Source organism: Streptosporangium sp. NPDC050148, from assembly GCF_055586505.1.
Genome location: NZ_JBVJIA010000021.1, coordinates 107,982 through 131,706, shown reverse-complemented (window position 1 = coordinate 131,706; position 23,725 = coordinate 107,982). Strand labels below are relative to the sequence as shown.

21 protein-coding genes are annotated in these 23,725 nt (G+C 73.8%); 13 read left to right on the top strand and 8 right to left on the bottom strand.

Translation table 11 applies throughout. From position 1 onward, the window contains the following. Positions 1 to 322: 322 nt before the first annotated feature. From ACZ6RT_RS23920 to ACZ6RT_RS23910, 3 genes are read right to left on the bottom strand one after another with little or no spacing between them, the layout of a single operon-like run. Positions 323 to 1,765 carry a YlbE family protein gene (locus ACZ6RT_RS23920; protein WP_470156190.1) on the bottom strand — a complete coding sequence of 481 codons (1,443 nt, stop codon included), beginning with the start codon at positions 1,763 to 1,765 and terminating at the stop codon, positions 323 to 325. After that, entirely contained in the window at positions 1,762 to 3,393 is a 1,632-nt protein-coding gene (locus tag ACZ6RT_RS23915; RefSeq protein ID WP_470156188.1) for an FdrA family protein, read from the bottom strand. Before ACZ6RT_RS23915 ends, ACZ6RT_RS23920 begins: the two co-directional genes overlap by 4 nt. Beyond that, positions 3,390 to 4,274 carry a DUF2877 domain-containing protein gene (locus ACZ6RT_RS23910; RefSeq protein ID WP_399195394.1) on the bottom strand — a complete coding sequence of 295 codons (885 nt, stop codon included), beginning with the start codon at positions 4,272 to 4,274 and terminating at the stop codon, positions 3,390 to 3,392. Before ACZ6RT_RS23910 ends, ACZ6RT_RS23915 begins: the two co-directional genes overlap by 4 nt. Before the next feature lie 207 nt (positions 4,275 to 4,481). Between ACZ6RT_RS23910 and ACZ6RT_RS23905 the strand changes: the two genes are divergently transcribed. The 7 genes from ACZ6RT_RS23905 to ACZ6RT_RS23875 all read left to right on the top strand — a co-directional run bounded on the left by ACZ6RT_RS23905 (position 4,482) and on the right by ACZ6RT_RS23875 (position 12,352). Then, entirely contained in the window at positions 4,482 to 6,044 is a 1,563-nt protein-coding gene (locus ACZ6RT_RS23905) for a PucR family transcriptional regulator (RefSeq protein WP_470156186.1), read from the top strand. A gap of 20 nt (positions 6,045 to 6,064) precedes the next feature. Then, the gene (locus tag ACZ6RT_RS23900; RefSeq protein ID WP_362801138.1) at positions 6,065 to 6,286 is read left to right on the top strand and encodes an RNA-binding S4 domain-containing protein; all 222 of its coding nucleotides are present in this window, start codon (positions 6,065 to 6,067) and stop codon (positions 6,284 to 6,286) included. Between the two features lie 192 nt (positions 6,287 to 6,478). Continuing rightward, complete coding sequence (locus tag ACZ6RT_RS23895) at positions 6,479 to 7,873, top strand: uracil-xanthine permease family protein (protein ID WP_470156184.1); 1,395 nt, start codon at positions 6,479 to 6,481, stop codon at positions 7,871 to 7,873. Then, complete coding sequence (locus ACZ6RT_RS23890) at positions 7,870 to 8,739, top strand: FAD binding domain-containing protein (protein WP_470156182.1); 870 nt, start codon at positions 7,870 to 7,872, stop codon at positions 8,737 to 8,739. The genes ACZ6RT_RS23895 and ACZ6RT_RS23890 overlap by 4 nt, the downstream gene beginning before the upstream one ends. After that, positions 8,732 to 9,274, top strand: a complete 543-nt coding sequence (locus ACZ6RT_RS23885; RefSeq protein ID WP_399195403.1) for a (2Fe-2S)-binding protein — start codon at positions 8,732 to 8,734, stop codon at positions 9,272 to 9,274. The genes ACZ6RT_RS23890 and ACZ6RT_RS23885 overlap by 8 nt, the downstream gene beginning before the upstream one ends. Then, entirely contained in the window at positions 9,271 to 11,661 is a 2,391-nt protein-coding gene (gene cutA, locus ACZ6RT_RS23880) for an aerobic carbon-monoxide dehydrogenase large subunit (protein WP_399195405.1), read from the top strand. Before ACZ6RT_RS23885 ends, cutA begins: the two co-directional genes overlap by 4 nt. 106 nt (positions 11,662 to 11,767) lie before the next feature. Beyond that, positions 11,768 to 12,352, top strand: a complete 585-nt coding sequence (locus tag ACZ6RT_RS23875; RefSeq protein ID WP_470156179.1) for a DUF3995 domain-containing protein — start codon at positions 11,768 to 11,770, stop codon at positions 12,350 to 12,352. Positions 12,353 to 12,464: 112 nt separating this feature from the next. On the opposite strand, the gene ACZ6RT_RS23870 is transcribed toward ACZ6RT_RS23875, so the two are convergent. Then, positions 12,465 to 12,872, bottom strand: coding sequence for an HAD family hydrolase (locus tag ACZ6RT_RS23870; protein WP_470156177.1), 408 nt, complete (start codon positions 12,870 to 12,872; stop codon positions 12,465 to 12,467). A gap of 208 nt (positions 12,873 to 13,080) precedes the next feature. Between ACZ6RT_RS23870 and ACZ6RT_RS23865 the strand changes: the two genes are divergently transcribed. The 5 genes from ACZ6RT_RS23865 (at position 13,081) to ACZ6RT_RS23845 (ending at position 17,456) form a co-directional block, all read left to right on the top strand. Continuing rightward, positions 13,081 to 13,500, top strand: coding sequence for a PPOX class F420-dependent oxidoreductase (locus ACZ6RT_RS23865; protein ID WP_399195413.1), 420 nt, complete (start codon positions 13,081 to 13,083; stop codon positions 13,498 to 13,500). A 328-nt stretch (positions 13,501 to 13,828) separates the two neighbouring features. Further along, positions 13,829 to 14,668, top strand: coding sequence for an SAM-dependent methyltransferase (locus tag ACZ6RT_RS23860; RefSeq protein WP_470156175.1), 840 nt, complete (start codon positions 13,829 to 13,831; stop codon positions 14,666 to 14,668). A 149-nt stretch (positions 14,669 to 14,817) separates the two neighbouring features. Next, entirely contained in the window at positions 14,818 to 15,630 is an 813-nt protein-coding gene (locus ACZ6RT_RS23855) for a hypothetical protein (RefSeq protein ID WP_470156173.1), read from the top strand. A gap of 45 nt (positions 15,631 to 15,675) precedes the next feature. Then, complete coding sequence (locus ACZ6RT_RS23850; RefSeq protein WP_470156171.1) at positions 15,676 to 16,806, top strand: sensor histidine kinase; 1,131 nt, start codon at positions 15,676 to 15,678, stop codon at positions 16,804 to 16,806. After that, positions 16,803 to 17,456 (top strand): response regulator, encoded by a 654-nt coding sequence (locus ACZ6RT_RS23845; RefSeq protein ID WP_399195421.1) that lies wholly within the window; start codon positions 16,803 to 16,805, stop codon positions 17,454 to 17,456. The genes ACZ6RT_RS23850 and ACZ6RT_RS23845 overlap by 4 nt, the downstream gene beginning before the upstream one ends. Before the next feature lie 62 nt (positions 17,457 to 17,518). On the opposite strand, the gene ACZ6RT_RS23840 is transcribed toward ACZ6RT_RS23845, so the two are convergent. Both ACZ6RT_RS23840 and ACZ6RT_RS23835 read right to left on the bottom strand, forming a co-directional pair. Continuing rightward, positions 17,519 to 18,238 carry a polyamine aminopropyltransferase gene (locus tag ACZ6RT_RS23840; protein WP_470156169.1) on the bottom strand — a complete coding sequence of 240 codons (720 nt, stop codon included), beginning with the start codon at positions 18,236 to 18,238 and terminating at the stop codon, positions 17,519 to 17,521. A gap of 216 nt (positions 18,239 to 18,454) precedes the next feature. After that, entirely contained in the window at positions 18,455 to 19,102 is a 648-nt protein-coding gene (locus ACZ6RT_RS23835) for a MarR family winged helix-turn-helix transcriptional regulator (RefSeq protein WP_470156223.1), read from the bottom strand. A gap of 133 nt (positions 19,103 to 19,235) precedes the next feature. Between ACZ6RT_RS23835 and ACZ6RT_RS23830 the strand changes: the two genes are divergently transcribed. Next, the gene (locus ACZ6RT_RS23830; protein WP_470156168.1) at positions 19,236 to 20,843 is read left to right on the top strand and encodes an LLM class flavin-dependent oxidoreductase; all 1,608 of its coding nucleotides are present in this window, start codon (positions 19,236 to 19,238) and stop codon (positions 20,841 to 20,843) included. A 27-nt stretch (positions 20,844 to 20,870) separates the two neighbouring features. Here ACZ6RT_RS23830 and cydB read toward each other — a convergent pair whose 3' ends face one another. Then, complete coding sequence (gene cydB / locus ACZ6RT_RS23825) at positions 20,871 to 21,812, bottom strand: cytochrome d ubiquinol oxidase subunit II (RefSeq protein WP_470156166.1); 942 nt, start codon at positions 21,810 to 21,812, stop codon at positions 20,871 to 20,873. Between the two features lie 17 nt (positions 21,813 to 21,829). Continuing rightward, a complete protein-coding gene (locus ACZ6RT_RS23820) occupies positions 21,830 to 23,353 on the bottom strand; it encodes a cytochrome ubiquinol oxidase subunit I (protein ID WP_470156165.1) in 1,524 nt (507 codons plus the stop codon). Positions 23,354 to 23,725 lie beyond the last annotated feature (372 nt).

The window sequence follows — 23,725 nt, the reverse complement described above, 5'->3', positions numbered from 1 at the left end:
CTTTTCGTGAGGGTGGACACGATAGCGGGATGTCATTCCGTTATGGAAGTTTGACATGACGAATGGCATGAAGTGATGTATGTCGGTTATCCGTGTCCTGTGGATCACCGACCGTGAGCCCGCCTCGACGTCGCCGCATGTTATCGGCGGGCGCCCGCCTTGTCAGCCGCGCCTTTCGCGCCCTTGACCCGGCTCGCCCGATCAGCCCGTCCTGCCCGATCCGTCCGGCCCGCCTGGCTGTGGGGAGTTCCTGGACCCGCCCTTCCCCGGGCTCGGCCCTGCACCCCTGGACCCGCCCGTCCCCGGGTTCGGCCCCGCGCTCCTAGCCCTGCCCGTCCCCGGGTTCGGCCGCGGGGTCCCGGACCTGCCCGTCCCCGGGTTCGGCGGCGCGGGCCAGCGCGGACAGCGCGGCGGTGAAGGCCGAGGCGGGCGGGCTGACCAGCCCCGCGCCGACCTGGCCGGTCCCCGCCACCCGCCCGGCGATACCGGTGTTCACGGTGGGCAGCAGCCCGGTCCTGGCGACCAGCGTGACGTCCACGCCGACCGGCGTGCCCCGGAAGCCCAGCCCGGGGATCTGGTACGCCGGATGCTCGGCCAGGGTGATCTCGTACATGGACCGGGTGGCCGCGGTCGCGTCCGACACGTCGCCGCCGACGAACCTGACGATCGCCGGGGCCGCGGCCATCGCGAAACCGCCCAGGCCCGCCGTCTCGGTGATCGTGGAGTCGCCGATGTCGGGGTTGGCGTCGTCCGGCCCGTACGCGCCGAGGTAGAGACCGTCCGGCACGCCCGCGGGGCCGGTGAACCAGCGGTCCCCCAGCCCGGAGACCTGGACCCCGAAGTCGGTGCCGTTGCGGGCCATCGCGACGACCATCGTGGAGCCGGGGACGTCCCTGGCGGCGTCGGCGGCGACCTTGCACGCGGCCATGCCCGGGTTGAGGAAGAAGTGGTCGTTGCCGTTGATGAACCGCAGCACCTCGGCGGCGCGGCCGGGGGCGGCCTCCACCACCTCGGGGGCCAGCTCGCGCACCAGCAGCGAGGTGGCGGCGCGGTTGCGGTTGTGCAGCTCGTCGCCCATCTGCAGGGCCTGCGCGGCCAGCGACCGCAGGTCCAGCGGGCCACTGCGCTCCAGGGTCGCCTGGAGCACCGGGCCGAGCACCTCGGCCATCCAGCGCAACCGCTCCAGCACCTCGGGGCCGTACGCGCCGTAGCGCAGCACCTTGCCCAGCCCCTCGTTGAGCGAGCAGTAGGCGGTGCCTCCGTGCTCGGCGTCCCGTACCTCGAACATCCACATCGACGGGGTGACCACGCCCGCCATCGGGCCGACGGCCCGGTGGTGGTGGCAGGAGTCCAGCCGGGCCCGGCCCGCGGCCAGCCGTTCCCCGGCCTCCTCGGCGTCGGCGGCCAGCCCCTCCAGCAGCATGGCCCCGATCAGCGCGCCGCGCAGCGGGCCCGAGGCGCGCTCCCACTCGATCGGCGGCCCGGCGTGCAGGAACGTGCCCTCGGGCAGGTCGAGCACCTCGCGGGCGGGCCGCACGCCGACGAGCTGCGGCCGTGCCGAGACCAGGCGGCCCACGGCCGTCGCGTTGGCGCGCTCCCTGCGCGGGTCGGCCAGCACCCGGGTCAGGTCGGCCTCGGTGCCGGGCATCGGCGGGCGCCAGTCCACCCGGGTGCGGGGGACGGCCTGTGCGTCGAGCGCCTCGCCGAGCAGGTCGGTCCCGACCGTGATCACTTCCGGCTCGCCGGAGAGCACGGGCAGCGTCATGGGCGGCCTCCTGAACGGGTGACGGCGGCGGTGCCGGTGCTGTCTGTGTCGGTGGCGTCGGCGGTGGCGTCGGTGGTGCCGGTGGCGCCCGCGAGTTCCGCGGCGTGCCGGGCGGCCCGGGCGTTGGAGGTGAACACCGCCGCGCCCGCCGCGTTCAGCGCCTCGGCCTGGGCGTTGAGCCCCTGCGGGTCGCCCTCGGAGCCGACCAGCGCGACGACCACCGCGACGCCCCGGGCGACGGCCCCGGCGATCGCGGGCGCCAGCCGGGCCGAGGGGTCGGGGTCGGCGCCGTGGCCGAGGACCACGTCGAGCAGGGCCACGCCACCGGCCGGCACCGCGGCCAGAGCCTCCAGCCGGAGCGCCGGGTCGATCATCGGGTGCGCGCGGCCGACCGTGTAGGCGTCGTCGCCGAAGTCGGTGAACTCCCCGCTCCCCGCGATCAGCCGGGCCTCCACGCAGAGCGTCCCGCCCGAGTAGATCCCCCGCGGCCCGCCCGCGCCCTCCGCGCCGCCTCCGGACGGGCCCGCGGTCCCCGGGGCGCCGTCACCGGGCCCGCCCGCGCCTTCCGCGCGGCCGCCGGACGGGCCCGCGATCTCCGGGGCGCCGTCACCGGACGGACCCTCGGACGGGAAGGACGGGTCCACGGGCCGGAAAGGGGAGGGCGCGGGCCAGTACGGCCAGTCGGGGACCGGGACGCCGAGGGCGCGCAGCGCGGCCTCGGCCGCCGAGGTCAGGTCGGCCCGGCCCGCCTCCACGGGACCGAGCAGGGCGTTCACCACGGGCGTGCGGAGCCCGGCGACGGCCTCGCCGACGACCCGCGCCACCTCCGGAGCCGGAGGCTTGGAGATCAGCACGATCAGCTCGGTCGCGGGGTCGGCGTCCAGCGCCTCCAGGGCGCGCAGCGTGGACAGGGCCCCCACCTCCGCCGACAGGTCGCGTCCGCCCACGCCCAGCACGTGCGAGACGCCCACGCCCGCGATGTCGAGCAGGCAGGTCACCTGCTGGGCGCCCGTCCCCGAGGCCGCCACCACCCCGACCGGGCCGGGCCGCAGCACGTTCGCGAAGCCGAGACCGGCGCCGCCGATCACCGCGGTGCCGCAGTCGGGACCCATGACCAGCACGCCGCGCTCGGCGGCCCGCCGCTTGAGCAGCACCTCCTGGCCGACCGGCACGTTGTCACTGAAGATCATCACGGACAGGCCCGCCTCGATCGCGTCCAGCGCCTCGGCGAACGCGTGCGGGCCGGGCACCGAGACCAGCGCCAGGGTGGCGGCGCGCCCGCGGGCCGCGGCGCGGACGGTGCGCGGCGGGTGCTCCACGGCGGCTCCACCGGCGGCGGGCGCGGAGAGCCCGTCCAGCAGCCCGTCCAGCGCGGCGACGGCGCCCTCCAGGGCGTCCGCCTCGCCGCGCAGCGCGATCAGCAGGTCACCCGGACCGGCCGGGCCCGACGGGCCGGGCGGCGGCGGGGCGAACCCCAGGTCGGCGGCGATGCCCAGGTTGAGCCCGGTGGCCATGGCGACCACCGCCACCTCCACCCCCGGCAGGTCCGCCGCCGCCCGGCTGACCCGCATCAGGCTCACCGAGTCGTGATAGACGCCCGTCCGTATCCGGACCACATCGGTGCTCAACTGACCCCGCCTTCCAGATCGATCACCGCCGCGAGCCCGATGCGCAGCCCCCACGCCAGGTCCGCGCCGGAGGTGTGCCCCAGCCGGAGCAGCCGGTGCAGGGCCGGCTCCAGGGACTGCCGTCCCGCCAGTCCCCGCAGTACGGCGAGCACCTCGCCGCTGGCCTCGCCCCGCGCGGCGCACTGCAGCAGCGACGCCGAGATGGGGGTGGTCCTGCCGCGCACGTCGAAGGTGACCGCCGCGGCCAGCCAGTCGGCCAGCCACACGGCCCGTCCCGCCCCCGCCGCCCCGCCCAGGTGGCGCAGCGCGACCAGCAGCCCGGCGAGCACGTCGTCCCCGCTCGGGGTGAGGCCGGGTCCCAGGCCGACCAGCTGCTCGGCGGCCGTCACGCTCTTCAGCAGCGAGCCCTCGGCGCACCCCTGGGCCAGCAGAGCGGCCGCGCCGTTGCCCTCCAGGCCGGGGCGCCGCGCCGACCGCTCGCACAGCCCGGTGAGCGCGGGCAGCGAGCGGGCCAGCCGCTCCACCGGCACCGGGCCGAGCGGCGGGGCCGGATCCCACCAGCGGTGGGCCCTCAGGCTGAGCCGTCCCAGATCGATCGAGCCGTCGCCGACGCACGCCTCGTCGCCCACCGCGACCCCCGGCATCGGCCCGGTGATCACCATGGCGTTGGGCAGGCGGGTGGCCTGCCCGGTCACCACCGCGATGACCTGCGGCTCCAGCTCCGTCCGTACCTCGAGGTAGACGCCGGCGGGGAAGGCCGCCAGCACCCGCGCCGGGCTGCGGGGCGCCTCCAGCATCCGGCGCAGCGTCGTGCTGGCCGCGCCGGTCGCGTGCGTGCGGACGTGCACGCGCTGCGCCCGGGGACGCGTTCCAACGGTCATGAGCGCTCCTTCGCCGGCCCCGTGAGTATGGATGGGCGTGCATGGGTACGGAGGGGCTCGCGGCTGTTCGCCCCGTCACGGATCTCCCCCGTCCATTGAAGCCGACCGTAGGGCCGGTGCAGGGGAGGCCGTACGGAGAAAGATGCCAACAGTCCGCCCAAAGGTTGGCTCTTCCTGACAGACGGGTCCATAAGTCACAATCACCTCATGGAACCTCCCGTGCGGCCGGCGAGTACCGGAACGATCATTCACGGCGTCGCCGTCGGCGAGGTCCTCGGAGTGTCGACGCTGGCCGGTGCACGGCTGATCGCGGGGGAGCGGGGGCTGGACCGCGTCGTGCAGCGGCTCAACGTGATGGAGGTGCCCGACGTCCTGGCCTGGGTCAAGCCGCACGAGCTGCTGCTGACCACCGGCTACCCGCTGCGCAACACCCCGCAGTCGCTGGGCCGGCTGGTGGCCGACCTGGACGAGCGGGGCCTGGCCGCGCTGGCCGTCAAGCTCGGCCGCTACCTCGACGAGCTTCCCGAGGAGATGGTCGAGCAGGCCGACCGGCTGGGATTCCCGCTGATCCAGCTCCCCGACGACGTCGGCTTCGACGACATCCTCAACCAGGTCCTCACCGACATCCTCAACCGCCAGGCCGCCGCCCTGGCCAGGGCCGAGGAGGCGCACCGGGCACTGGTCCAGGTGGTGCTCGCCGGGGGCGGGCTGCGCGAGGTCACCGCCGAGGTGGCCGGGCTGCTGGACGTGGGCGTGGCCGTCCTGGACGGGACCGGTCACGTGCTGGCCGCCGCCGGGCCCGCCGAGCACGTGGCAGTGCTGCGCGCCGTCCCCGAGGGACGCCACACCTCCGTACCGGTCGTGGCGGGCGGGCACCACCACGGCAGGATCGTCGCCTGCGGCCCGGTCGGGTCCATCGCCGAGAGCGACGTCGGCATTCTGGAACGTGCCGCCACGGTCGCCGCCCTGGTGGTGACCCGGCAGGAGGCGGTCAACGCCGTCGAGAGCAAGTACCGCGCCGACTTCCTGCGCGACGTGCTCACCGGCAGGGCGGGCGGCTCCGACCGGGTGGCCTCCCGGGCGCGGGCCTTCGGCTGGGACCTGCAGCGCCCGGTCACCGTGCTGGTGGCCGAGCTCGACCCCGAGGGCGACGAGCGCGTCGCCCAGGACCGCCTGGTCACCTGCTGGACCGGGGCGATGCGCCGCCACGACGCGCGCGGCGCGGTGGCGGGCTTCTCGCACGAGGTGGTCACCATCGTGGACGCGGGCGTCGACGCCGGACGCCTGGCCAAGGACGCCGCAGCCGCCTTCGCCGAGTCCCTGCCCGCCACCTTCTCCACCGGCGCCAGCCGCACCGCCGTCGGGGCCGAGGCGCTGCCGGAGGCGTACGGGCAGGCGCTCAAGGCGGCGCGGGTGGGCCGCCAGCTGCACGGCCACGGCGCGGTCGCCCACTTCGACCAGCTCGGCGTCTACCGGCTGCTCTCCCTGGTCAGCGACACCGCCGAGCTGCACGCCTTCGTCCGGGAGACCCTGGGCCCGCTCGCCTCCGACGACGACGCCGAGAACTCCGACCTGCGCCGCACCCTGCAGGTGCTGCTGGAGACCAACCTCAACGTGGCCGAGACCGCGCGCAGGCTGCACTTCCACTACAACACGCTGCGCTACCGGATCGGCAAGCTGGAACGCATGCTCGGCGGGTTCACCGAGGACGCCCACCTGCGGCTGAACCTGACCCTGGCGTTGCACGTCCTGCGGATGCGCGGGATCTGACGGGATCTAAGCTGTTCGGCGTGAACGAGACCTTCGCCCTGGAGACCGAGTACATCCCGCTGTGCGACCTGCTGAAGTACTGCGGCGTCACCGAGACCGGCGGTCAGGCCAAGCACTTCATCGCCGACGGCAACGTGCTGGTGGACGGTGAGGTGGAGCTCCGCAAGACCTGCAAGATCCGCGGCGGCCAGGTGGTGAGCGGCGACGGCTTCGAGATCCGGGTGGTGGGTGCGGGGGGCTGAACCCGTCCCTCACCGGCCCCGGCGGCCGGTGTGCGCGAGCCGTCCACTGGTCGGCCGCTCAGATTTGGCAGATCATGACGGTGTACGGGTATGACGTCGGTCCTAATGTGCCCGCAACGGTTGTGAGGGAATCGCCGGAGGATGCCCGCGGGGGCGGTCGCCGACCGACGGCCCGGTGAAAGGTGAGGCTCGATGGTTGTTCCACGTTGGACCAGGCACGGCGACGGCAGGACGCCGGCCCCCGGAGAGGTGGTCGGTCCCTCCGAGCGGCTGTCGTGGCCGCGGATGGTGGGCTTCGGGGCGCAGCACGTCGTCGCGATGTTCGGTGCCACGTTCGTCTTCCCCCTGGTGATGGGGCTCGACCCCAACGTCGCCATCATGTTCTCCGGCATCGGAACGATCATGTTCCTGCTCATCGTGAAGGGGAAGGTCCCCAGCTACCTGGGCACCAGCGCCTCCTTCGTGGGCGGCGTGCTCGCCATCCGGGGGCTCTTCGGCGGTGACACCCCCGCCTCCGACGCGATCGTCACCGGCGCCATCCTGGTCGCCGGCCTGGTCCTCGCGCTGGTGGGCCTGGCCGTGCACTTCCTGGGCGTACAGGTGATCAACCGGGTCTTCCCGCCGGTCGTCACCGGCGCCGTCGTCATGCTGATCGGCTTCGGCCTGGCGTACGTGGTCGCCGACGTGTACTGGCCGCAGGACCAGTGGATCGCGCTGATCACGATGGTGGTGACGTTCGTCCTCATCGTGGCCTTCAGGGGCTTCATCGGCCGGATCGGCATCCTGCTCGGCCTGATCGCCGGCTTCCTGCTCTCCTGGGTGGCCGACCGGCTCTTCGGGAACATCACCGCCTTCAACGCGGGCACCGGCGCGGTCGACACCCACCCGCGGGTGAACTTCGACGCGGTGGCCTCGGCCGACTGGATCGGCCTGCCGAACATGCACTTCCCCGACGTCAGGTTCTCCGCCGTGCTGCTGGTGCTGCCGGCCGTGATCGCGCTGGTCGCCGAGAACGTCGGCCACGTCAAGGCCGTCGGCGAGATGACCGGCACCGACGTCGACCCGTACATGGGCCGGGCGATCATCGCCGACGGCGCCGCCACCGCGGTCGCCAGCGGCTTCGGCGGCTCGCCGACCACCACCTACGCCGAGAACATCGGCGTCATGGCCGCCACCCGCGTGTACTCCACGGCCGCGTACTACATCGCCGCGGTCATCGCGATCCTGTTCGGCCTCTGCCCCAAGTTCGGCGCGCTGGTCGCGGCCACCCCCGGCGGCGTGCTCGGCGGCATCACCGTCATCCTGTACGGCATGATCGGCCTGCTCGGCGCCAGGATCTGGATCGAGAACCGGGTCGACTTCTCCGACCCGGTCAACCTCGTCCCGGTCGGGGCGGGCATCATCCTCGCCATCGGCCCGGTCAAGCACATGATCGGCTCGAACTTCACGCTGGAGGGCATCGCCCTCGGCACCATCGTGGTGGTGGCCGGCTACCACCTGCTCCGGGTCATCGCGGGCCGCGGCACGGGTGCCGGAGGCACCGCCGGCCCGGGCGCGTCCGAGCCGCGACGAGAGGCCACCGGGTGAAACCAGCCCCCTTCGAGTACCACGCCCCCCGCTCCCTCGACGAGGCGCTGCAGACCCTCGCCGACGCCGGAGAGGGGGGCAAGGTGCTCGCCGGAGGACAGAGCCTCATCCCGCTGCTGAACATGCGGCTGGCCGCCCCGGCGCACCTGGTCGACATCAACCGGCTGGACGCCCTGGCGGCCGTCGACGTCGAGGCCGGCGGCGTCCGGGTCGGCGCCCTGGCCCGGCACGCCCAGGTGGAGCGCTCCGCCCCGGTCGCCGCCGCCCAGCCCCTGCTGCGCCGGGCACTGCGCCTGGTGGCCCACCCGGTGATCCGCAACCGGGGCACCGTGGTCGGCAGCCTGGCCCACGCCGACCCCGCCGCCGAGCTGCCCGCCGTGCTCACGCTGCTGGGCGGGTCGGTACGCCTGGCCCGGACCGGCGCCGTCCGGGACGTGCCCGCCGCCGCCTTCTTCACCGGCCCCCTGGAGTCGGCGATCCAGCCGGGCGAGCTGGCCGTCTCCGCGTTCTTCCCGGCACCGCCCCCGCGCTCGGGCACCGCGTTCCACGAGCTCGCCCGCAGGCACGGCGACTACGCGCTGGCCGGCATCGCGGCCCTGGTCGTCGTGGACGACGAGGGCCGGATCGCCTCGGCCACGGTCGCGGGCGTGAGCCTGGGCCCGGTCCCCGTCCTGCTCGACGTCACAGAGGCCCTCGGCGGGAAGCCCGCCGACTCCGCGGACTGGGCCTCGGCGGCCCGCGCCGTACGGGACGGCATCGACCCGGAGGCCGACATCCACGCGACCGCCGACTACCGGCGCCACCTCGCCGGGGTCCTCGCCGAGCGGGCACTGCGAGACGCCGCCAGGGAGGCCGCGGATGCATGAGATCACGCTGACCGTCAACGGGACCGTCCGGCAGGCCAGGGTCCCGGCCCGGCGGCTGCTGTCGGACTGCCTGCGCCACGACCTGGGCCTGACCGGCACCCACGTCGGCTGCGAGCACGGCGTCTGCGGCTGCTGCACGGTACTGCTGGACGGCGAGCCCGTCCGCTCCTGCCTGACGTTCGCGGTCACCGTGGACGGCCATGAGATCACCACCGTGGAGGGCCTCGCCGCGCCGGACGGCACGCTCTCGCCGGTGCAGCGGGCCTTCGCCGAGTGCCACGGCCTGCAGTGCGGGTTCTGCACCCCCGGGTTCCTGTGCACGGTGACCGCGCTGCTGCGGGAGAACCCGGCGCCCACCCGGCAGGAGGTGGTGGAGGGCGTCTCCGGCAACCTCTGCCGGTGCACGGGCTACCAGAACATCGTCGCCTCCGTCCACCGGGCCGCCGAGATCATGGCCGAGGAGTCCTCGACGTCCGAGCGGATCGAGCGGATCGAGCGGACCGGGGAGAACGAGGGGCGGGTGCGGCGGTCGTGACCACGAAACTGTTCGGCGAGCCGGTCAGGCGGCGCGAGGACCCCCGGCTGCTGACCGGCCAGGGCCGCTACGTCGACGACCTGGGCGCGGGATCGCTGGAGGCGGCCTTCGTCCGCTCCCCGTACGCGCACGCCCGGATCCGCGACATCGACGTCTCGGCCGCCGTCGAGATCGAAGGGCTGGTGGCGATCTACACCTGGGAGGACCTGCCCGGCGCGCTCGCCCAGCCGCTCCCGCTGCTCATCCCGCACCCGGCGCTGACCCACGGCCGCACCGCGTACCCGCTGGCCCGGGAGATCGTCAGGCACGTCGGCGAGCCCGTCGTGATGGTCGTCGCCCGCGACCGCTACCTCGCCGAGGACGCCTGCGCGCTCATCGAGGTCGACTACGAGGTCCTCGCGCCGGTGGTCGGCGTGGAGGAGGCGATCCGCTCCGACCTGCTCGTCCACGCCGACGTGCCCGGCAACGTCGGCGCCCACCTGGTGCAGGAGGTGCCCTCGGCGGACGGCCTGGGCGCGCGCCAGGCGATCGACGCCGCCCCGCACACGCTCTCCTTCCGGCTCGACATCGAGCGCAGCGCCTCCATGCCGCTGGAGGGACGCGGCGTGCACGCCCGCTGGGACGCCGACGACCGCTCGCTGCGCGTCCACTCCAGCACCCAGACCTCCACCAGCGTCCGGATGGCCATCGCCGCCAAGCTCGGCCTGCCGCTGCCCAAGGTCGAGGTCGTCGCCCCCGACGTGGGCGGCGGCTTCGGCGTGAAGATCATGCACCCCTGGCCCGAGGAGGTCCTCGTGCCGTGGGCGGCGATCACCCTCGGCCACGAGGTCAAGTGGACCGAGGACCGGCGCGAGCACTTCGTCTCCTCGGCCCACGAACGCGCCCAGGTGCAGACCGTCCGGGTCGGCTTCGACGACCAAGGACGCGTCCTGGGCCTGGACGTGGAGATCCTGCACGACCACGGCGCCTACACGCCGTACGGGATCATCGTGCCGATCATCACCGCCACCCAGCTCCTGGGCCCCTACCGGATCGGCGCCTACCGGGTCGAGTTCTCCTCGGTCTACACCAACACCGTGCAGGTCACCCCGTACCGGGGGGCGGGCCGCCCGCAGGCGGTCTTCTGCATGGAGCGGACCATGGACCACATCGCCGAGTACCTGGGCGCCGACCGCACCGCGGTGCGCGCCGCCAACTTCATCCAGCCCGACGAGTTCCCCTACGACCAGGGCCTGATCTTCCAGGACGGCCGCCCGCTCATCTACGACAGCGGCGACTACCCCGAGTCGCTGCGGATGCTCAAGGAACTGATCGGCTGGGACGCCTTCGGCGAGCTCAAGGCCCGCGCCGCCGCCGAGGGCCGCACCATCGGGATCGGCATCGGCTGCTACGTCGAGGGCACCGGCGTCGGCCCGTACGAGGGCGGCCACGTCCAGATCACCTCCGACGGCCGGGTGCACGTCTCCACCGGCCTGACCTCCCAGGGCCAGGGCCACGAGACCGTGTTCGCGCAGATCGCCGCCACCGAGCTGGGCGTGCCGATGGAACGCGTCTCGGTCGTCACCGGCGACACCCGCAGGTTCGGGTACGCGGTCGGCACGTTCGCCTCCCGGGCCGCGGTGATGAGCGGCAACGCGATCGCGCTGGCCTGCCGCAAGGTCAGGGAGAAGGCGCTGCGGATCGCCGCCGACGCGCTGGAGGCCGACCCCCGCGACCTGGAGATCGTCGACGGCGAGGTGCGGGTGGCCGGGTCCCCGGGCGCGGCGATCCCGCTGTCGACCGTGGCGGTGCTGTCGAACCCGCTGCGCTACGCCTTCGACGAGGAGGCCGCCAGGGCCACCCAGTTCGCGGGCGCGTCGTCGTTCGACCGGCCGCCGGTGGCCGAGGGGGAGGAGCCGGGGCTGGAGGGCCGCGACTACTACTCGCCGATCCGCTCCACGTTCGCCTCCGGCATGCACGCGGCCGTCGTGGAGACCGACCCGCTGACCGCGGAGATCCGCATCCTGCGCTACGCGGTCGTGCACGACTGCGGCAACCTGATCAACCCGATGATCGTCGAGGGCCAGATCCACGGCGGCGTCGCCCAGGGGGTCGGCGGCGCCCTGTACGAGAAGATGGTCTACGACGGCCACGGCCAGCTGCTGAACGCCTCCTTCATGGACTTCCTGATGCCCTACGCCACCGAGGTGCCCGTCGTCGAGACCGCGCACCTGGAGACCCCGTCGCCGCTCAACCCCCTGGGCATCAAGGGCGCGGGGGAGGCCGGGGTCATCCCGGTCTCCGCGGTGATCGCCTCGGCGATCGAGGACGCGGAAGGGATCAGGATCGACCGGATGCCGATCTCCCCGTCGGACCTGTTCGCCCTGCGCGGTACCGCTTCCGGCTGATCCGCGAACCCGGCCGGGGCAGGGACGCACCGGGCCTCCACTCCCGGGTGATGTCCCGCATGGGGGGACGTTCGTCTCTCTTTTGTGGTTCGGCACAATCGCCGGTATGAATCCGCGTCTTGACGACACGAGGCACCGCGCCCGATGGCCCGGTTACGCCGCCGCCGTGTGGGGTTTCGTGTTCGCCGTCCCGAGCTTCTACTGGGCCCTGGGCGGTACGGCCGGTGTCGAGTCCACCGTCTCGCCGCAGCTGGTCGAACTGGCGCGGCGGCAGGACCCCGGCATGCTCGCGGTGCTGTGGGTGACCGGCGTGCTCAAGGTCGTCGGCGGCATGCTGGGCCTGGCGCTGGCACGCCGCCGCCCGTGGGGGCCCGGGATGAACCGCCTCCTGCAGCTGATGGCGTGGGGTGCGGGGGTGCTGCTGGCCTGGCACGGAGCGCAGTTCATCGTGCAGGGACTGCTCGTCCAGGCCGGCCTCGTCGAGATCCCCCCGGCGGCGCTGCCGATCCTCCGCTGGTACACCTACCTGTGGGGACCGTGGTTCGTGGCCGGCGGGGTCGCCTTCATGCTCGCCGCGCGCGCCCACCTGGGGACGGTGGCCGACCGCCGGTACCCCCGGATGGCGGGGGTGGCCGGCGGGTTCGGCGCGCTGGTCCTCTCCGTGGTGGCGCTGATGGCGGGGATCGGGTGAACCGCTCGGGACCGCCGCCGGTCCGCCCTTCGCCGACCACGGACGGCGACCCCGGGTGCCGAAGGGGCTCACCCCAGGAGGAGGGCCGTCAGCTCGGCCAGATCGCCGACCGTCATCCCGGGAGGGCCCAAGGACGGCCGCCCAGCGCGGCGAGCGCGCCGGGCACCTCCTGGTAGGTCCGCAGCCGCTCCCACCGCGCCTGCATGTACGTCTCGTGCACCTCCCGGGCAAGCCCCGCGTCGGAGATCCCGCACTCGGCGACGGCCCGCCGGAAGGAGGCGAGGCGGATGCTCTCCATGGTCCGCCCCCGGAACTCCTCCCGCCCGGCGACGTGGTCGCGGACCTCGCGGAGCCAGCCGGCGGTCACCGGCCCGCCGGGCCGGGAGGCGCCCGCCTCGCGGAGGAGGCGGGCCGCGTCCTCCAGGGCCTGCCGCATCGCGGAGTCGAAGTCCCACGGCGTGCCGTCACCGTCGAACGAGAGAGCGCCGTAGGAACGCCGCACCCCGGCTCTTGACGTCATGGGGCGACTCCATCACGGAAAAGGAGGCGCGTGCCGGGAACCTCCGGGCGCGTGTCGTCCGCAGTCGTCCGTGACGCGCTCTCCGGGGCGGTTCCCCGTGCGGAGGGTCGCCGGTCGTCACCGGCGGTGATGTGACACGGTGGGATACGTCTCATGGAACGCCCGCGCCCGCCTGGTGGCGAGGGCGCCGCGCAGAACAGGAGAGACCATGTCGAAGCCGCCGCTTCCCGAGGAAGCAGTCGCCATGCTCAAGAAGCCGAACCCCGCCGTCATCACGACGCTGCGTTCCGACGGCCAGCCCGTGTCCACGGCCACCTGGTACCTCTGGGACGACGGCCGGATCCTGGTCAACATGGACGGGGCCCGCAAGCGGCTGGACCACATCCGCAACGACCCCCGGGTCACCCTGACCGTGCTCGCGGAGGGGGACTGGTACACGCACGTCAGCATCATCGGGCACGTCGCCGAGACGCGTGACGACGAGGGGCTGACCGACATCGACCGGCTGGCCCGGCACTACCTCGGGGACGCCTACCCGCGCCGGGACCGCGAGCGGGTCAGCGCCTGGATCGAGATCGACCGCTGGCACGGCTGGGGCAGCCTGAAGGACAACGACCAGGTCGGCTGACGTCCGTACCCCCCTCGGTGGACGGGAGACCGGGGCGGGTGCCGGGCGAGGAGGGAATCTACATTGTAAAGGGGTCGGGTCGGTACGATGAATGACAATCGCAACCGCGCTCGTTCTCCCCTCGCCGGAAATCGTGAAACCGTCTCCACCGGATGTGGGACCGTCTCTGCGGAAAGCGAAAAGGAGGCCGCGGAAAGGCCGGAATCAGGGTGGGGGAATGGCGTCGAAGGCGCCGTTGACAGCCTGCCGGCATCTCACGATCATGGAAGGATCGTTCGAGGCTCCGCACCGGGCGCCTTTCTCCTTTTCCCAGAGGACGTGAGATCTCGTGGACGACGAAAAGGCGCCCGCCGCCTCCCTCGACCCGGCGGTGCCGGGCATCGACCCGGACGTTCCCAGCGTCGCCCGGATCTACGACTACTACCTCGGAGGCACGGAGAACTTTCCCAGCGACCGCGCGAAGGCGGAGGAGATGATACGTCTGGCTCCCGGCGCGGTGGAGGCCGCACGGGAGAATCGCGCCTTTCTGGGCCGGGTCGTGCACACTTTGGCCGCGGAGGGCGTACGGCAGTTCATCGACATCGGAGCCGGTCTGCCCACCCAGGAGAACGTGCACCAGATCGTCCAGCGGATCGACCCCGACAGCCGCACCGTCTACGTCGACTTCGATCCCGCCGTTCTGGTCCACGCCCGGGCGCTGCTGACGGAGGCGGACAACGCCGTCGTCGTCGAGGGGGACGCGCGGCACCCGGCGGCCGTCTTCGGCGATCCGGCACTGAGGGCGCACATCGACCTGACGCGGCCGGTCGCGGTGTTGCTGATCGCCCTGACGCATTTCCTGTCCGACGAGCACGCCGACGCCCTCGTCGGCCACGTGCGCCGAGCGGTGCCCTCCGGCAGCTACCTGGCGATCACCCAGATGTTCCCCGGCGACCATCCTCCCGAGTACGTCAAGGAGGCCGCGGCCGTCTACTCCGGCACCAACACCGGAGGCGTGGTGGGGCGCGGCCGCGCGCACATCGCGTCCTGGTTCGACGGCATGGAGCTGCTGGAGCCGGGGGTCGCCCGGGTCGAGTCCTGGCGTCCTCCGGCGCGGGAGGGCGGGCCGGCCGGGGAGGCCGACGAGGGGGCGCCGGGCATCCTCGGAGCCGTCGGACGGATCCCCTGACCCGTCCCCGCGGAAGCGGCCGGGCACCTCGCACGGCCCCCTGCAGAGACCCGGCCTTTCTGCAAAGACCCGGGCCCCCTACCAAAGAGACGCCCGCCGTATCCGTCGGACGATGTGAGGGCGTCCGCCGGTGATCCAGGGTGGGCGTCATGTCACGACCGGACTCGGCCGCCCGCCCGGGCGGCACCTGGAGAACCCCCGCCCTCGTCCACCACAACGCCTGGTTCCCGGGGCGGCTCGTCGGGGGAGCGGCGCTCGTCCTGGCGCCCCCGGTGTGGTCCGCCGGGCTGCTCCTGCGCCACCTGGCGCCGGAGTCGGCGGGCTTCACGCCCGCGCAGGTGGAGGAGTTCGGCAGGCGGCCGTTCGCCGCGCCCGCGCAGCTGGCCGCGTACGCGGAGAGTCCCGCGGTGGTCACGGCCGGGTACGCGTGTTTCCTCCTGGGCGTCATCCTGCTCTGTCCCGCCGTCGTCACGCTCGCCCGGATCGTCGCCGCGAGGTCCCCGCGATCCGCCATGGTGGGCGGCACGCTGATGGTCGGCGGTCTCCTCGCCCGCGTGTACTGGGCGGGGGTCGACCAGACCGCCTTCCGGCTCGCCGGCCGGCTGGGCCTCGAACCGGTGACCGCGGCCGTGATGGACACCTACGTGGACATCTCCTACGGGCCGTGGGCGATCGTCGCCGCGGCGGCCCTGGGCCTGTACGCCGGGACGCTCGTGCTGGCCGTCGGGGCCTTCCGGTCGGGCACGTTCGGCACGGGGCGTCTCCTGCTGTTCCTGTGGCCGGGGACCTTGTGGACCGGCGTGCTCAAGGAGAGCTCGTTCCCCGACGCCGTCGCGGCGGGCGCGCTGTGCCTGGTGCTGGTGCCGCTCGGGGTCCGGGTGCTGCGCGACGCCGTCCCCGAGCTGCGGGCCGAGCCGCTGCCCGACCCCGGCCGCAGGCCGCTGCGGCCGTTGAGCTGGTGAGCCGGTGGGCCGCACGTACCGGCCACCGCTGTCTAGGCTGACCGGGTGAGAGCCGAGGGGGTACGCGATCGCCTGACGGCGGCGGCGCTTCCCGTCGCCGCCTTCTGCGCCGCCTTCGTGCCGGACCCGAGGCCGTACGCCTTCTTCGACCTTGCGTCGGTGCCCGCGTACCTTCAGGGCGTGGTGGTCGGCCTGGTGGCCGCCGCCACGGCGTGGGCGTCACCGCGACGGCACGGGCCGCTGCTGCTCGTGGTGGCCGTCGACTCGGTGGTGCGCTCGCCGGGGTTCCTGCTGTCGGTGGCGTCCTACGTCGTGGCGACCACGTGGCGGCGTCCCTCGCACCTGGCGTTCTTCGCGGTGGCCGCGAGCCTCCTGGCGGCGCTGCCCAGGCCCGGCGCCGACCTCCTCTCCTCCCTGGGCGGCGCGCCGCTGTTCGTCTGGTTCCCGCTGGCGATCGGGCTGTGGACGGCGGCGCGCCGCCAGGTGGTGGCCGGGCTGCGTGAGCGGGCCGAACGGCTGGAGCGGGAGCAGGCCGCCCGCGTGGCACGGGCCCGCGCGCAGGAACGCGCCCGTATCGCGCGGGACATGCACGACGTGGTGGCGCACCGGGTGTCGCTCATGGTCCTGCGGGCGGGAGCGCTGGAGATCGGCGCCGTGGACGCGAGGACGGCGGCGGAGGCGGAACTCATCCGGGTCACGGGCAAGGAGGCCCTCGAACAGCTGCGGGCGGTGCTCGGCGTCCTCACCGACGTTCCCCGGTGCCGGGCGGAGAGCGGTGAGGAGGTCCTCGGGCCCCGGCCGACGCCGGCCGACCTCGACCGGTTGCTCGACCTGTCGAGATCCGCCGGAGTCCCGGTGGAACGGCGCGACGAGGGGACGGTACGGGAGGTGCCCGTCATCGTGCAGCACGCGGTCCACCGGGTGGTGCAGGAGGCCCTCACCAACGTCCACAAGCACGCGGGCACGGCCGCCACCCGGGTCGTGCTGCGCTACCTGCCCTCGGCGCTGGAGGTCACCGTCGCGAACTCCGCGCCGGTGGACGGGGCGCGGGCCATGCCGGGCAGCGGGCTCGGCCTGATCGGCCTGCGGGAGCGCGTCGAACTGCTCGGCGGCGGGTTCACCGCCGGGCGGGAGGCGGACGGGGGATTCCGCGTGTCCGCGAGGTTGCCGACGTGATCCGGGTGCTCGTCGCCGACGACGAGGCCCTGGTACGGACCGGGCTGCGCATGATCCTGGAGGTCGCCGGCGACATCGAGGTGGTCGCCGAGGCGCAGGACGGGACCGAGGCGGTGGCCGCGGTCGCGCGCCACCGGCCGGACGTCGTGCTCATGGACGTGCGGATGCCCGGCATGGACGGGGTGGCCGCGCTCAGGGAGATCAACCGGTCTCCCGGCCCGCCGAGGGTGGTGATGCTCACCACCTTCGACCACGACGAGTACGTCCACGCCGCCCTGCGCGCCAGGGCCGCGGGGTTCCTGCTGAAGGACACCGCGCCGCGCGACCTGATCGCCGCCGTCCGTGCGGTGGCCGGTGGCGGCGCCATGCTCGCGCCCACGGTGACCAGGCGGATGATCGACGCCTTCGCCGGGCGGCGGGCACCGGACGTCCACGCCGCCCGCGAGCGGCTGGCCGTCCTCACCGGCCGCGAACGGCAGGTCGTCCGGGCGGTGGCCCGGGGGCTGGCCAACGCCGAGGTCGCCCGCGAGCTCGCGATGAGCGAGATCACGGTCAAGGCCCACGTCAGCCGCTCCCTCGCCAAACTCGGGCTGGTCAACCGGGTGCAGATCGCCCTCCTGGTCCGCGACGCCGATCAGGACCCGTTCTGAGACCGGACGTCTCGGACGGGCACGTCACACGCGGCCCGCGGGACGTGCCCGTCCGGGGGCCGTCAGGCGGGGGTCGTCGCGACGTAGACGGTGTTGGCCGACTCGCCGCCCGTCAGGGGGTTGGGGAAGGTGACGACGTGCGCGCGTGAGGTCGCGAAGACCTCGGCGAGCACGGCCTCGAACCCCGCCTCCGGAGGGTCGTCCGACCACAGGGCGAAGACGCCGCCCGGGGCCAGGTGCCCGGTGAGCCGGCGCAGGCCCGCCGGGGTGTAGAGGGCGGCGTGGCTCGGATGCAGCACGTTGCGCGGGGTGTGGTCGATGTCCACCAGGACGGCGTGGAAGCGCCGTCCCGGCGTTTCGGGGTCCAGACCGGCGTCGGTGGAGACCATCGCGAAGAAGTCACCGCGGACCAGGCGGCAGCGAGGGTCGGCCATCAGCCGGGCGCCGACCGGCAGCAGTTCCCGCTCGTGCCACTCGATCACCTCGCCGAGGGTGTCCAGCACGACGAGCGAGCGCACCCGGGCGTCCTCCAGCACGGCCTGGGCGGTGTACCCGAGCCCGAGCCCGCCCACCGCGACGTCGAGGCCGGTCCCCTCCAGCGCGGCCAGCCCGAGCCGGGCGAGCTCGATCTCGGCCACTGTGAACAGGCTCGACATGAGGAAGTCGTCGTCGAGCTTGATCTCGTAGACGTCGACGCCCAGCGAGGGCTCGCGCCTGCGCCGCAGGCTGATGTCACCGATCGGCGTCGGACGCCAGTCGAGCTCCTCGAAACGCGCGCTCATCGCATCCGTCCGTTTTCGTCGTGGTCGATCTGGTACGTGCCGGGTGGTGGCCCGGCTCCGCGGCCGTCCGGTGCGGGCAGGACCGCTCCGGGGACCCGTCATGGAGAGCATCTCGCACTTCACCGGCCCCGCGGACCACCCCGGGCCTCATGCCGGGCCGCTCAGGCCGCTCAGGCCGCCGACCCCGCCACCCGGCCCGAAGGCCCGCCGCCCGGCTCAGTGCCGGGAGGAGCGGCGCGGCCTGGAGGGGCCGCCGTCAGGAACACGGTCCGGGACACGGTCCGGGACGCCGTCCGGGGTGCCGTGGGGAGCGTCGTCCGGGACGCCGTCCGGGACGTCGTCGGGGGCCAGCTCCTGGACGATCCGGCAGGGGCCGTTCGCCGGGTCCAGGGCGTCGGTCCCGGCGGCCAGCCTGCGCAGCAGCTCCCGGAACACCGGCCGGTCGGCCGGGTCCAGCGGGGACAGGACGTGCTCCTCGGCGTGCTCCAGCCCGGCCTGCGCGTCGGCCCAGACCGCCCTGCCCCGCTCGGTGGCCACGACGCGCTTGTTGCGCCGGTCGGCGGGGTCGGGGCGGCGCTCGACCAGACCGGCCTTCTCCAGGTCGTCGAGCAGGTACGTCATGACGGTCTTGTCGACGCCGAGCCGCTGGGCGAGCGCCCCCTGGCCGCCGGGCAGGCCCTGGGTCGCCGCGGCGAGCACCTGGTAGCCACGAGGGCCGCCGGGGAGGTGGTCGACCAGCGCGTTCACCGTCCTGACGTAGGAGCGGAAGACCACCCCGAGCGTCCAGCCCAGGTCACCGTCCAGGGCCTCTGCGGTCTCCGCGCCGGGACGCGGGGTCACGGACGGGCCGGGTGTGGCGGGCATGGCGGGCACACGGCCAGGCTAGCAGAATCCACGGTTCCAGAGACCTTCTGTTTGACAATCCATCTGCTTTACATACGATCTGTCGCACGACGTGTCGCGATCCGCGCACCCGGGACGACGTACCAGGAGAGACATGGCCGACCACGGGCACGAGCTGTTGTTCGGGACCTTCCTGACGCCGGTGGCCGCGGAGGCCGACAGGGTCGTCGCGCTCGCCCTGCTCACCGAGCAGGTCGGCCTGGACCTGGTGACCGTGCAGGACCACCCGTACCAGGCGCGCTTCCTCGACACCTGGACGCTGCTGTCGGTCATCGCCGCGCGCACCTCCACGGTGCGGGTGTCGCCGAACGTGGCGAACCTGCCCCTGCGCCCGCCCGCGGTGCTGGCCCGCAGCGTCGCGACCCTGGACATCCTCAGCGGCGGACGCGTCGAGCTCGGGCTCGGCGCGGGGGCCTTCTGGGACGGCATCGCCGCCCTGGGCGGCCCCAGGCTGACCGCGGCCGAGGGGGTCGGCGCGCTGGAGGAGGGCATCCGGGTCATCCGCGCCCTCTGGGCGGAGGGGGGAGCGTCCGTACGGATCGACGGCCGTCACCACCGCGTGCACGGCGCCCATCCCGGCCCGGCGCCCGCCCACGACGTCGGGATCTGGCTGGGGGCCTACAAGCGCCGGATGCTCGGCATCACCGGCAGGCTCGCGGACGGCTGGCTGCCCAGCAGCGCCTACGCCGCCCCGGAGACCCTCGCGGACATGAACGCGGTCATCGACGAGGCCGCGCTGGCCGCGGGACGCTCGCCCGCGGACGTGCGGCGCCTGTACAACATCTCCGGCGGCTTCAGCGGTTCCGGCAGCACCTTCCTGCGGGGACCCGCGGACGTCTGGGCCGAGCAGCTCGCCGAACTCACCCTGGAGGAGGGGACGAGCGTCTACATCCTGGCGAGCGACGACCCCGACGACATCCGGCGCTTCGCCGCCGAGGTCGTCCCGGCCGTACGCGAGCTCGTGGAGGCCGAACGCGCCCTCGCCGGCTCGTCCGGGGCGGCCGGGTCCGAAGGGGCCGGGTCCGAAGGGGCCGGGGGAGAGGTGTCCGGTGCCGGGAAGGCCGGGAACGCTGGGAAGGCCGAAAACCGGGGGAGTGCGATCCCCGCGCTGGGGGTCACGCCGACCCCGGACGACGGTGTCCGGCTCGCCGACGTCCAGGTCTGGGACGAGTCCACCCGCCCCACCGGCCCCGCCCCCGACCCGGACCGCACGTACACCCCTCGCGAGCGGGCGGCCGGGCGCCACCTCGTCGACGTCCACGACCACCTGCGGCGGGAACTCGCCGAGGTCCGGCGGCTCGTCGAGCAGGTCACCGACGGTTCCATGGACCCCGGCGCCGCGCGCTCGCACATCAACACGATGACGATGCGGCAGAACAACTGGACGGTCGGCACCTACTGCGAGTCCTACTGCCGCGTCGTCACCACCCACCACACGATCGAGGACCAGAGCCTCTTCCCGGGCCTGCGCCGCGCCGACGCCAGGCTGGTGCCCGTCATCGACCGCCTGGAGCAGGAGCACCACGCCATCCACGACGTCCTGGAGGGAGTGGACCGGGCGCTGGTCGCCTTCGTCGCGGGCCCGGACGGCCGGGCGGCCCTGCGGTCGGCCATGGACCTGCTGACCGACACGCTCCTGTCCCACCTGTCCTACGAGGAGAGGGAGCTCGTCGAGCCGCTCGCCCGGCTCGGCATCCTCTGAGACGGCCGGAGCGGGCGACCGGGCCGGTCAGGACACCTCGGCGGTCAGCCGCTTGCGGAAGACCCAGTACGACCACGCCTGGTAGCCCAGCACGAACGGCAGCGCGATCAGCCCGATCCAGGTCAGCACGCCCAGCGTGTACGGGCCCGAGGCGGCCTCGACCACGGTGAGGCCCGGCAGCGGGGCCGGCCACAGGGCCCCGAACAGCGCGGCGGAGCCCAGCGCGATCGAGGAGGCGGTGGCGGCGAAGGCCCAGCCGTCCCGGCCGCGCCAGGTCAGCGCGACCCCGGCGGCCAGGGCCGCCATCGCGACGAGCGCGGCGCCCCACAACCACGAGGCGGGCTCCGGCGCGGCGCCCTCCGTCCCCGCGACGGGGATGTTCGACAGCGCGACCACCGCGGCGGGCAGCGCGGCCGCGGCGGCGACCACGGCGGCGCGCCGGGCGCGGGAGCGGACCGGGCCCGAGGTCTTCAGGGCGACGAACACCGCGCCGTGCAGCAGGCAGAGCGAGAGCGAGAACACCCCGCCGACCATCGCGGCCGTCGCGCTGCCCCGCAGCAGGTCGGCGAAGACGGCGCCCCACAGGAAGGCCGGGAGCGCGCTGCCCACCAGCACGCCCAGGTCGCACCAGGCGCGGTCGGAGGCGTGGCGGACCTTGCCGCGCCACTCCAGGCCGACGCCGCGCACGATCAGCCCGCTCAGGATCAGCAGGATCGGCAGGTAGAACGAGCTGAGCATCCCGGCGTACCAGGCGGGGAAGGCGGCGAACATGGCGCCGACCGCGGTGATCAGCCAGACCTCGTTGCCGTCCCAGACCGGGCCGATGGTGCCCAGGACCTGCTTGCGCTCGGCCTCGTTCCCGGCCAGTACCGGCACCAGCATGCCCACGCCGAAGTCGAAGCCCTCCAGCACGAAGTAACCGGTCCACAGGAACGCGATGACCGCGAACCAGAAGGTGGTGAGTTCCATGTCGTCACCCGTCGTTCTCAGTACATCAGGGTCGGCTGGAGCCGGGCGTCCACGGGCGCGTCGTCGCCGCCGGAGGGCGGGTCGAGCGCGGGGACGGGGACGTCCGGGGCGGCGGGTTCGGGACCCGCCTTGACGTGCCGGACGAGCAGGACGGCCTCGGCCAGCGCGAGGGCGCCGTACAGGGCGGTGAAGACCGCCAGCGAGATCGCCACCTCGGTGAGGCTGACGCCCGGGGAGACGCTCGCGGCGGTGAGCAGCTCGCCCTGGACGGTCCACGGCTGGCGGCCGATCTCGCTGAGCAGCCAGCCGGCGATCATCGCGATCGTGGGCAGCGGCAGCGCGAGCACGCAGGCGCGGGCGAACCAGGCGGGGACCCGGCGGGGCGGGCGGGGGTCGCGGCGGCGTCCCCGGGTCAGCCAGAGGCCGAGCACCGACAGGCCCACCGCGGACAGGCCGAACACGATCATCACGCGGAAGGACCAGAAGATCGTCGGCAGGTCGGGCCGGTAGTCGGCGGGGCCGAACCGCTCCTCGAACCGGGCCTGGAGGTCGTCGGTGCCCTGCACCACGGCGTTCGGGTCGTTGGTGGCCAGGAAGCTGAGCAGCAGGGGCACCTCCACGCCGGGGACGATGGAGAACGGCGCTCCGGCGGTGTCCTGCCGCAGCCCCTCGGCCGCGGCGAGCTTCATCGGCTGCTGCTCGTACAGGAGCTTGGCCGACATGTCGCCGCTCCCGGCGACCAGGGCGCCGGCGATCGCCGTCATCACCAGCGCGGCCCGCATCGGGGTCCGCCAGATGCTCGTGCCGTCACCGGAGGCGCGGTGCGGCGCGGCGCCGGAGCGCCGGTCGCGCCACCGGCCCCGTCCGGCCCGGTCCTGTGCCGTCCGGGCGCCGGCCGACGCGTGCCGTTCCTCGCGCCGCTCCCGCAGCAGGTGGTGGCCGCAGACCGCGAGGACGAAGCCGCCCGCGACCACGAAGGCCGCCGCGATCACGTGCGGTACCTGGGCGAGCGCGGTGGAGTTGGTGAGCACCGCCCACAGGTCGGTCATCCGGGCCCTGCCGTCGACCACCTCGTAGCCGACCGGGTGCTTCATCCAGGCGTTGGCGGCGAGGATGAAGTACGCCGACAGGTTGGAGCCGATGACCGCGGCCCAGATGGTGGCCAGGTGGACGCCCCGGGGCAGCCTGTCCCAGCCGAAGATCCACAGGCCGATGAAGGTCGACTCCAGGAAGAACGCGAGCAGGGCCTCCAGGGCCAGCGGGGCGCCGAAGACGTCGCCGACGAAGATCGAGTACTCGCTCCAGTTCATGCCGAACTGGAACTCCTGCACGATGCCGGTCACCACGCCCATCGCGAAGTTGATCAGGAAGAGCTTCCCGAAGAACTTGGTGAGCCGCAGGTAGTGCTCCTTGCCCGTGCGGTACCAGGCCGTCTGCAGCCCGGCCACGAAGACGCCCAGGCCGATCGTCAGGGGTACGAACAGAAAGTGGTACACGGTGGTCACCCCGAACTGCCACCGGGCCAGGTCTAGTGCGTCCATCTTCCCCTCGCGGGTCTGAAGCTCTACAACCGGTAGTGCTACTTCTAGTAGTACTACGACTTGTAGAGCAATGGCGCGGGATGGCGCCGCGAGCTGCTGCGATCTTCGTCACACGGCTCGGACCGGGACCGCACTTCCCGGACGGGCCGAGATCGCCCCCTTGCCCGCGGCGCCGGTCCTCCCCCTGTCGCCCGAGGTTCCCCGCCCTCGCGTCCCCGGTGGGACGGCCGTCCCACCGGGTGCGGCGCCCCTGCGTCACCCCGTGCGGGCGACGGCTCCATGGTGGGGCAGGCGGCCCGGCCGGGGCGTCCCTCTCCGGGGGGATCCCCGGGTACGCCGGTCGGCGGACCCGCGCGCGGGCCCCGTCGCCGG

What these genes read in the sequence shown, in the direction of transcription:
- cydB (WP_470156166.1), bottom strand. Translation starts at nt 21,812, where the DNA reads ATGGAACTCACCACCTTCTGGTTCGCGGTCATCGCGTTCCTGTGGACC.
- ACZ6RT_RS23855 (WP_470156173.1), top strand. Translation starts at nt 14,818, where the DNA reads ATGTCACGACCGGACTCGGCCGCCCGCCCGGGCGGCACCTGGAGAACC.
- ACZ6RT_RS23840 (WP_470156169.1), bottom strand. Translation starts at nt 18,238, where the DNA reads ATGAGCGCGCGTTTCGAGGAGCTCGACTGGCGTCCGACGCCGATCGGT.
- ACZ6RT_RS23875 (WP_470156179.1), top strand. Translation starts at nt 11,768, where the DNA reads ATGAATCCGCGTCTTGACGACACGAGGCACCGCGCCCGATGGCCCGGT.
- ACZ6RT_RS23820 (WP_470156165.1), bottom strand. Translation starts at nt 23,353, where the DNA reads ATGGACGCACTAGACCTGGCCCGGTGGCAGTTCGGGGTGACCACCGTG.
- ACZ6RT_RS23885 (WP_399195403.1), top strand. Translation starts at nt 8,732, where the DNA reads ATGCATGAGATCACGCTGACCGTCAACGGGACCGTCCGGCAGGCCAGG.
- ACZ6RT_RS23920 (WP_470156190.1), bottom strand. Translation starts at nt 1,765, where the DNA reads ATGACGCTGCCCGTGCTCTCCGGCGAGCCGGAAGTGATCACGGTCGGG.
- ACZ6RT_RS23905 (WP_470156186.1), top strand. Translation starts at nt 4,482, where the DNA reads ATGGAACCTCCCGTGCGGCCGGCGAGTACCGGAACGATCATTCACGGC.
- ACZ6RT_RS23865 (WP_399195413.1), top strand. Translation starts at nt 13,081, where the DNA reads ATGTCGAAGCCGCCGCTTCCCGAGGAAGCAGTCGCCATGCTCAAGAAG.
- ACZ6RT_RS23830 (WP_470156168.1), top strand. Translation starts at nt 19,236, where the DNA reads ATGGCCGACCACGGGCACGAGCTGTTGTTCGGGACCTTCCTGACGCCG.
- ACZ6RT_RS23910 (WP_399195394.1), bottom strand. Translation starts at nt 4,274, where the DNA reads ATGACCGTTGGAACGCGTCCCCGGGCGCAGCGCGTGCACGTCCGCACG.
- ACZ6RT_RS23870 (WP_470156177.1), bottom strand. Translation starts at nt 12,872, where the DNA reads ATGACGTCAAGAGCCGGGGTGCGGCGTTCCTACGGCGCTCTCTCGTTC.
- ACZ6RT_RS23835 (WP_470156223.1), bottom strand. Translation starts at nt 19,102, where the DNA reads ATGCCCGCCACACCCGGCCCGTCCGTGACCCCGCGTCCCGGCGCGGAG.
- ACZ6RT_RS23895 (WP_470156184.1), top strand. Translation starts at nt 6,479, where the DNA reads ATGGTTGTTCCACGTTGGACCAGGCACGGCGACGGCAGGACGCCGGCC.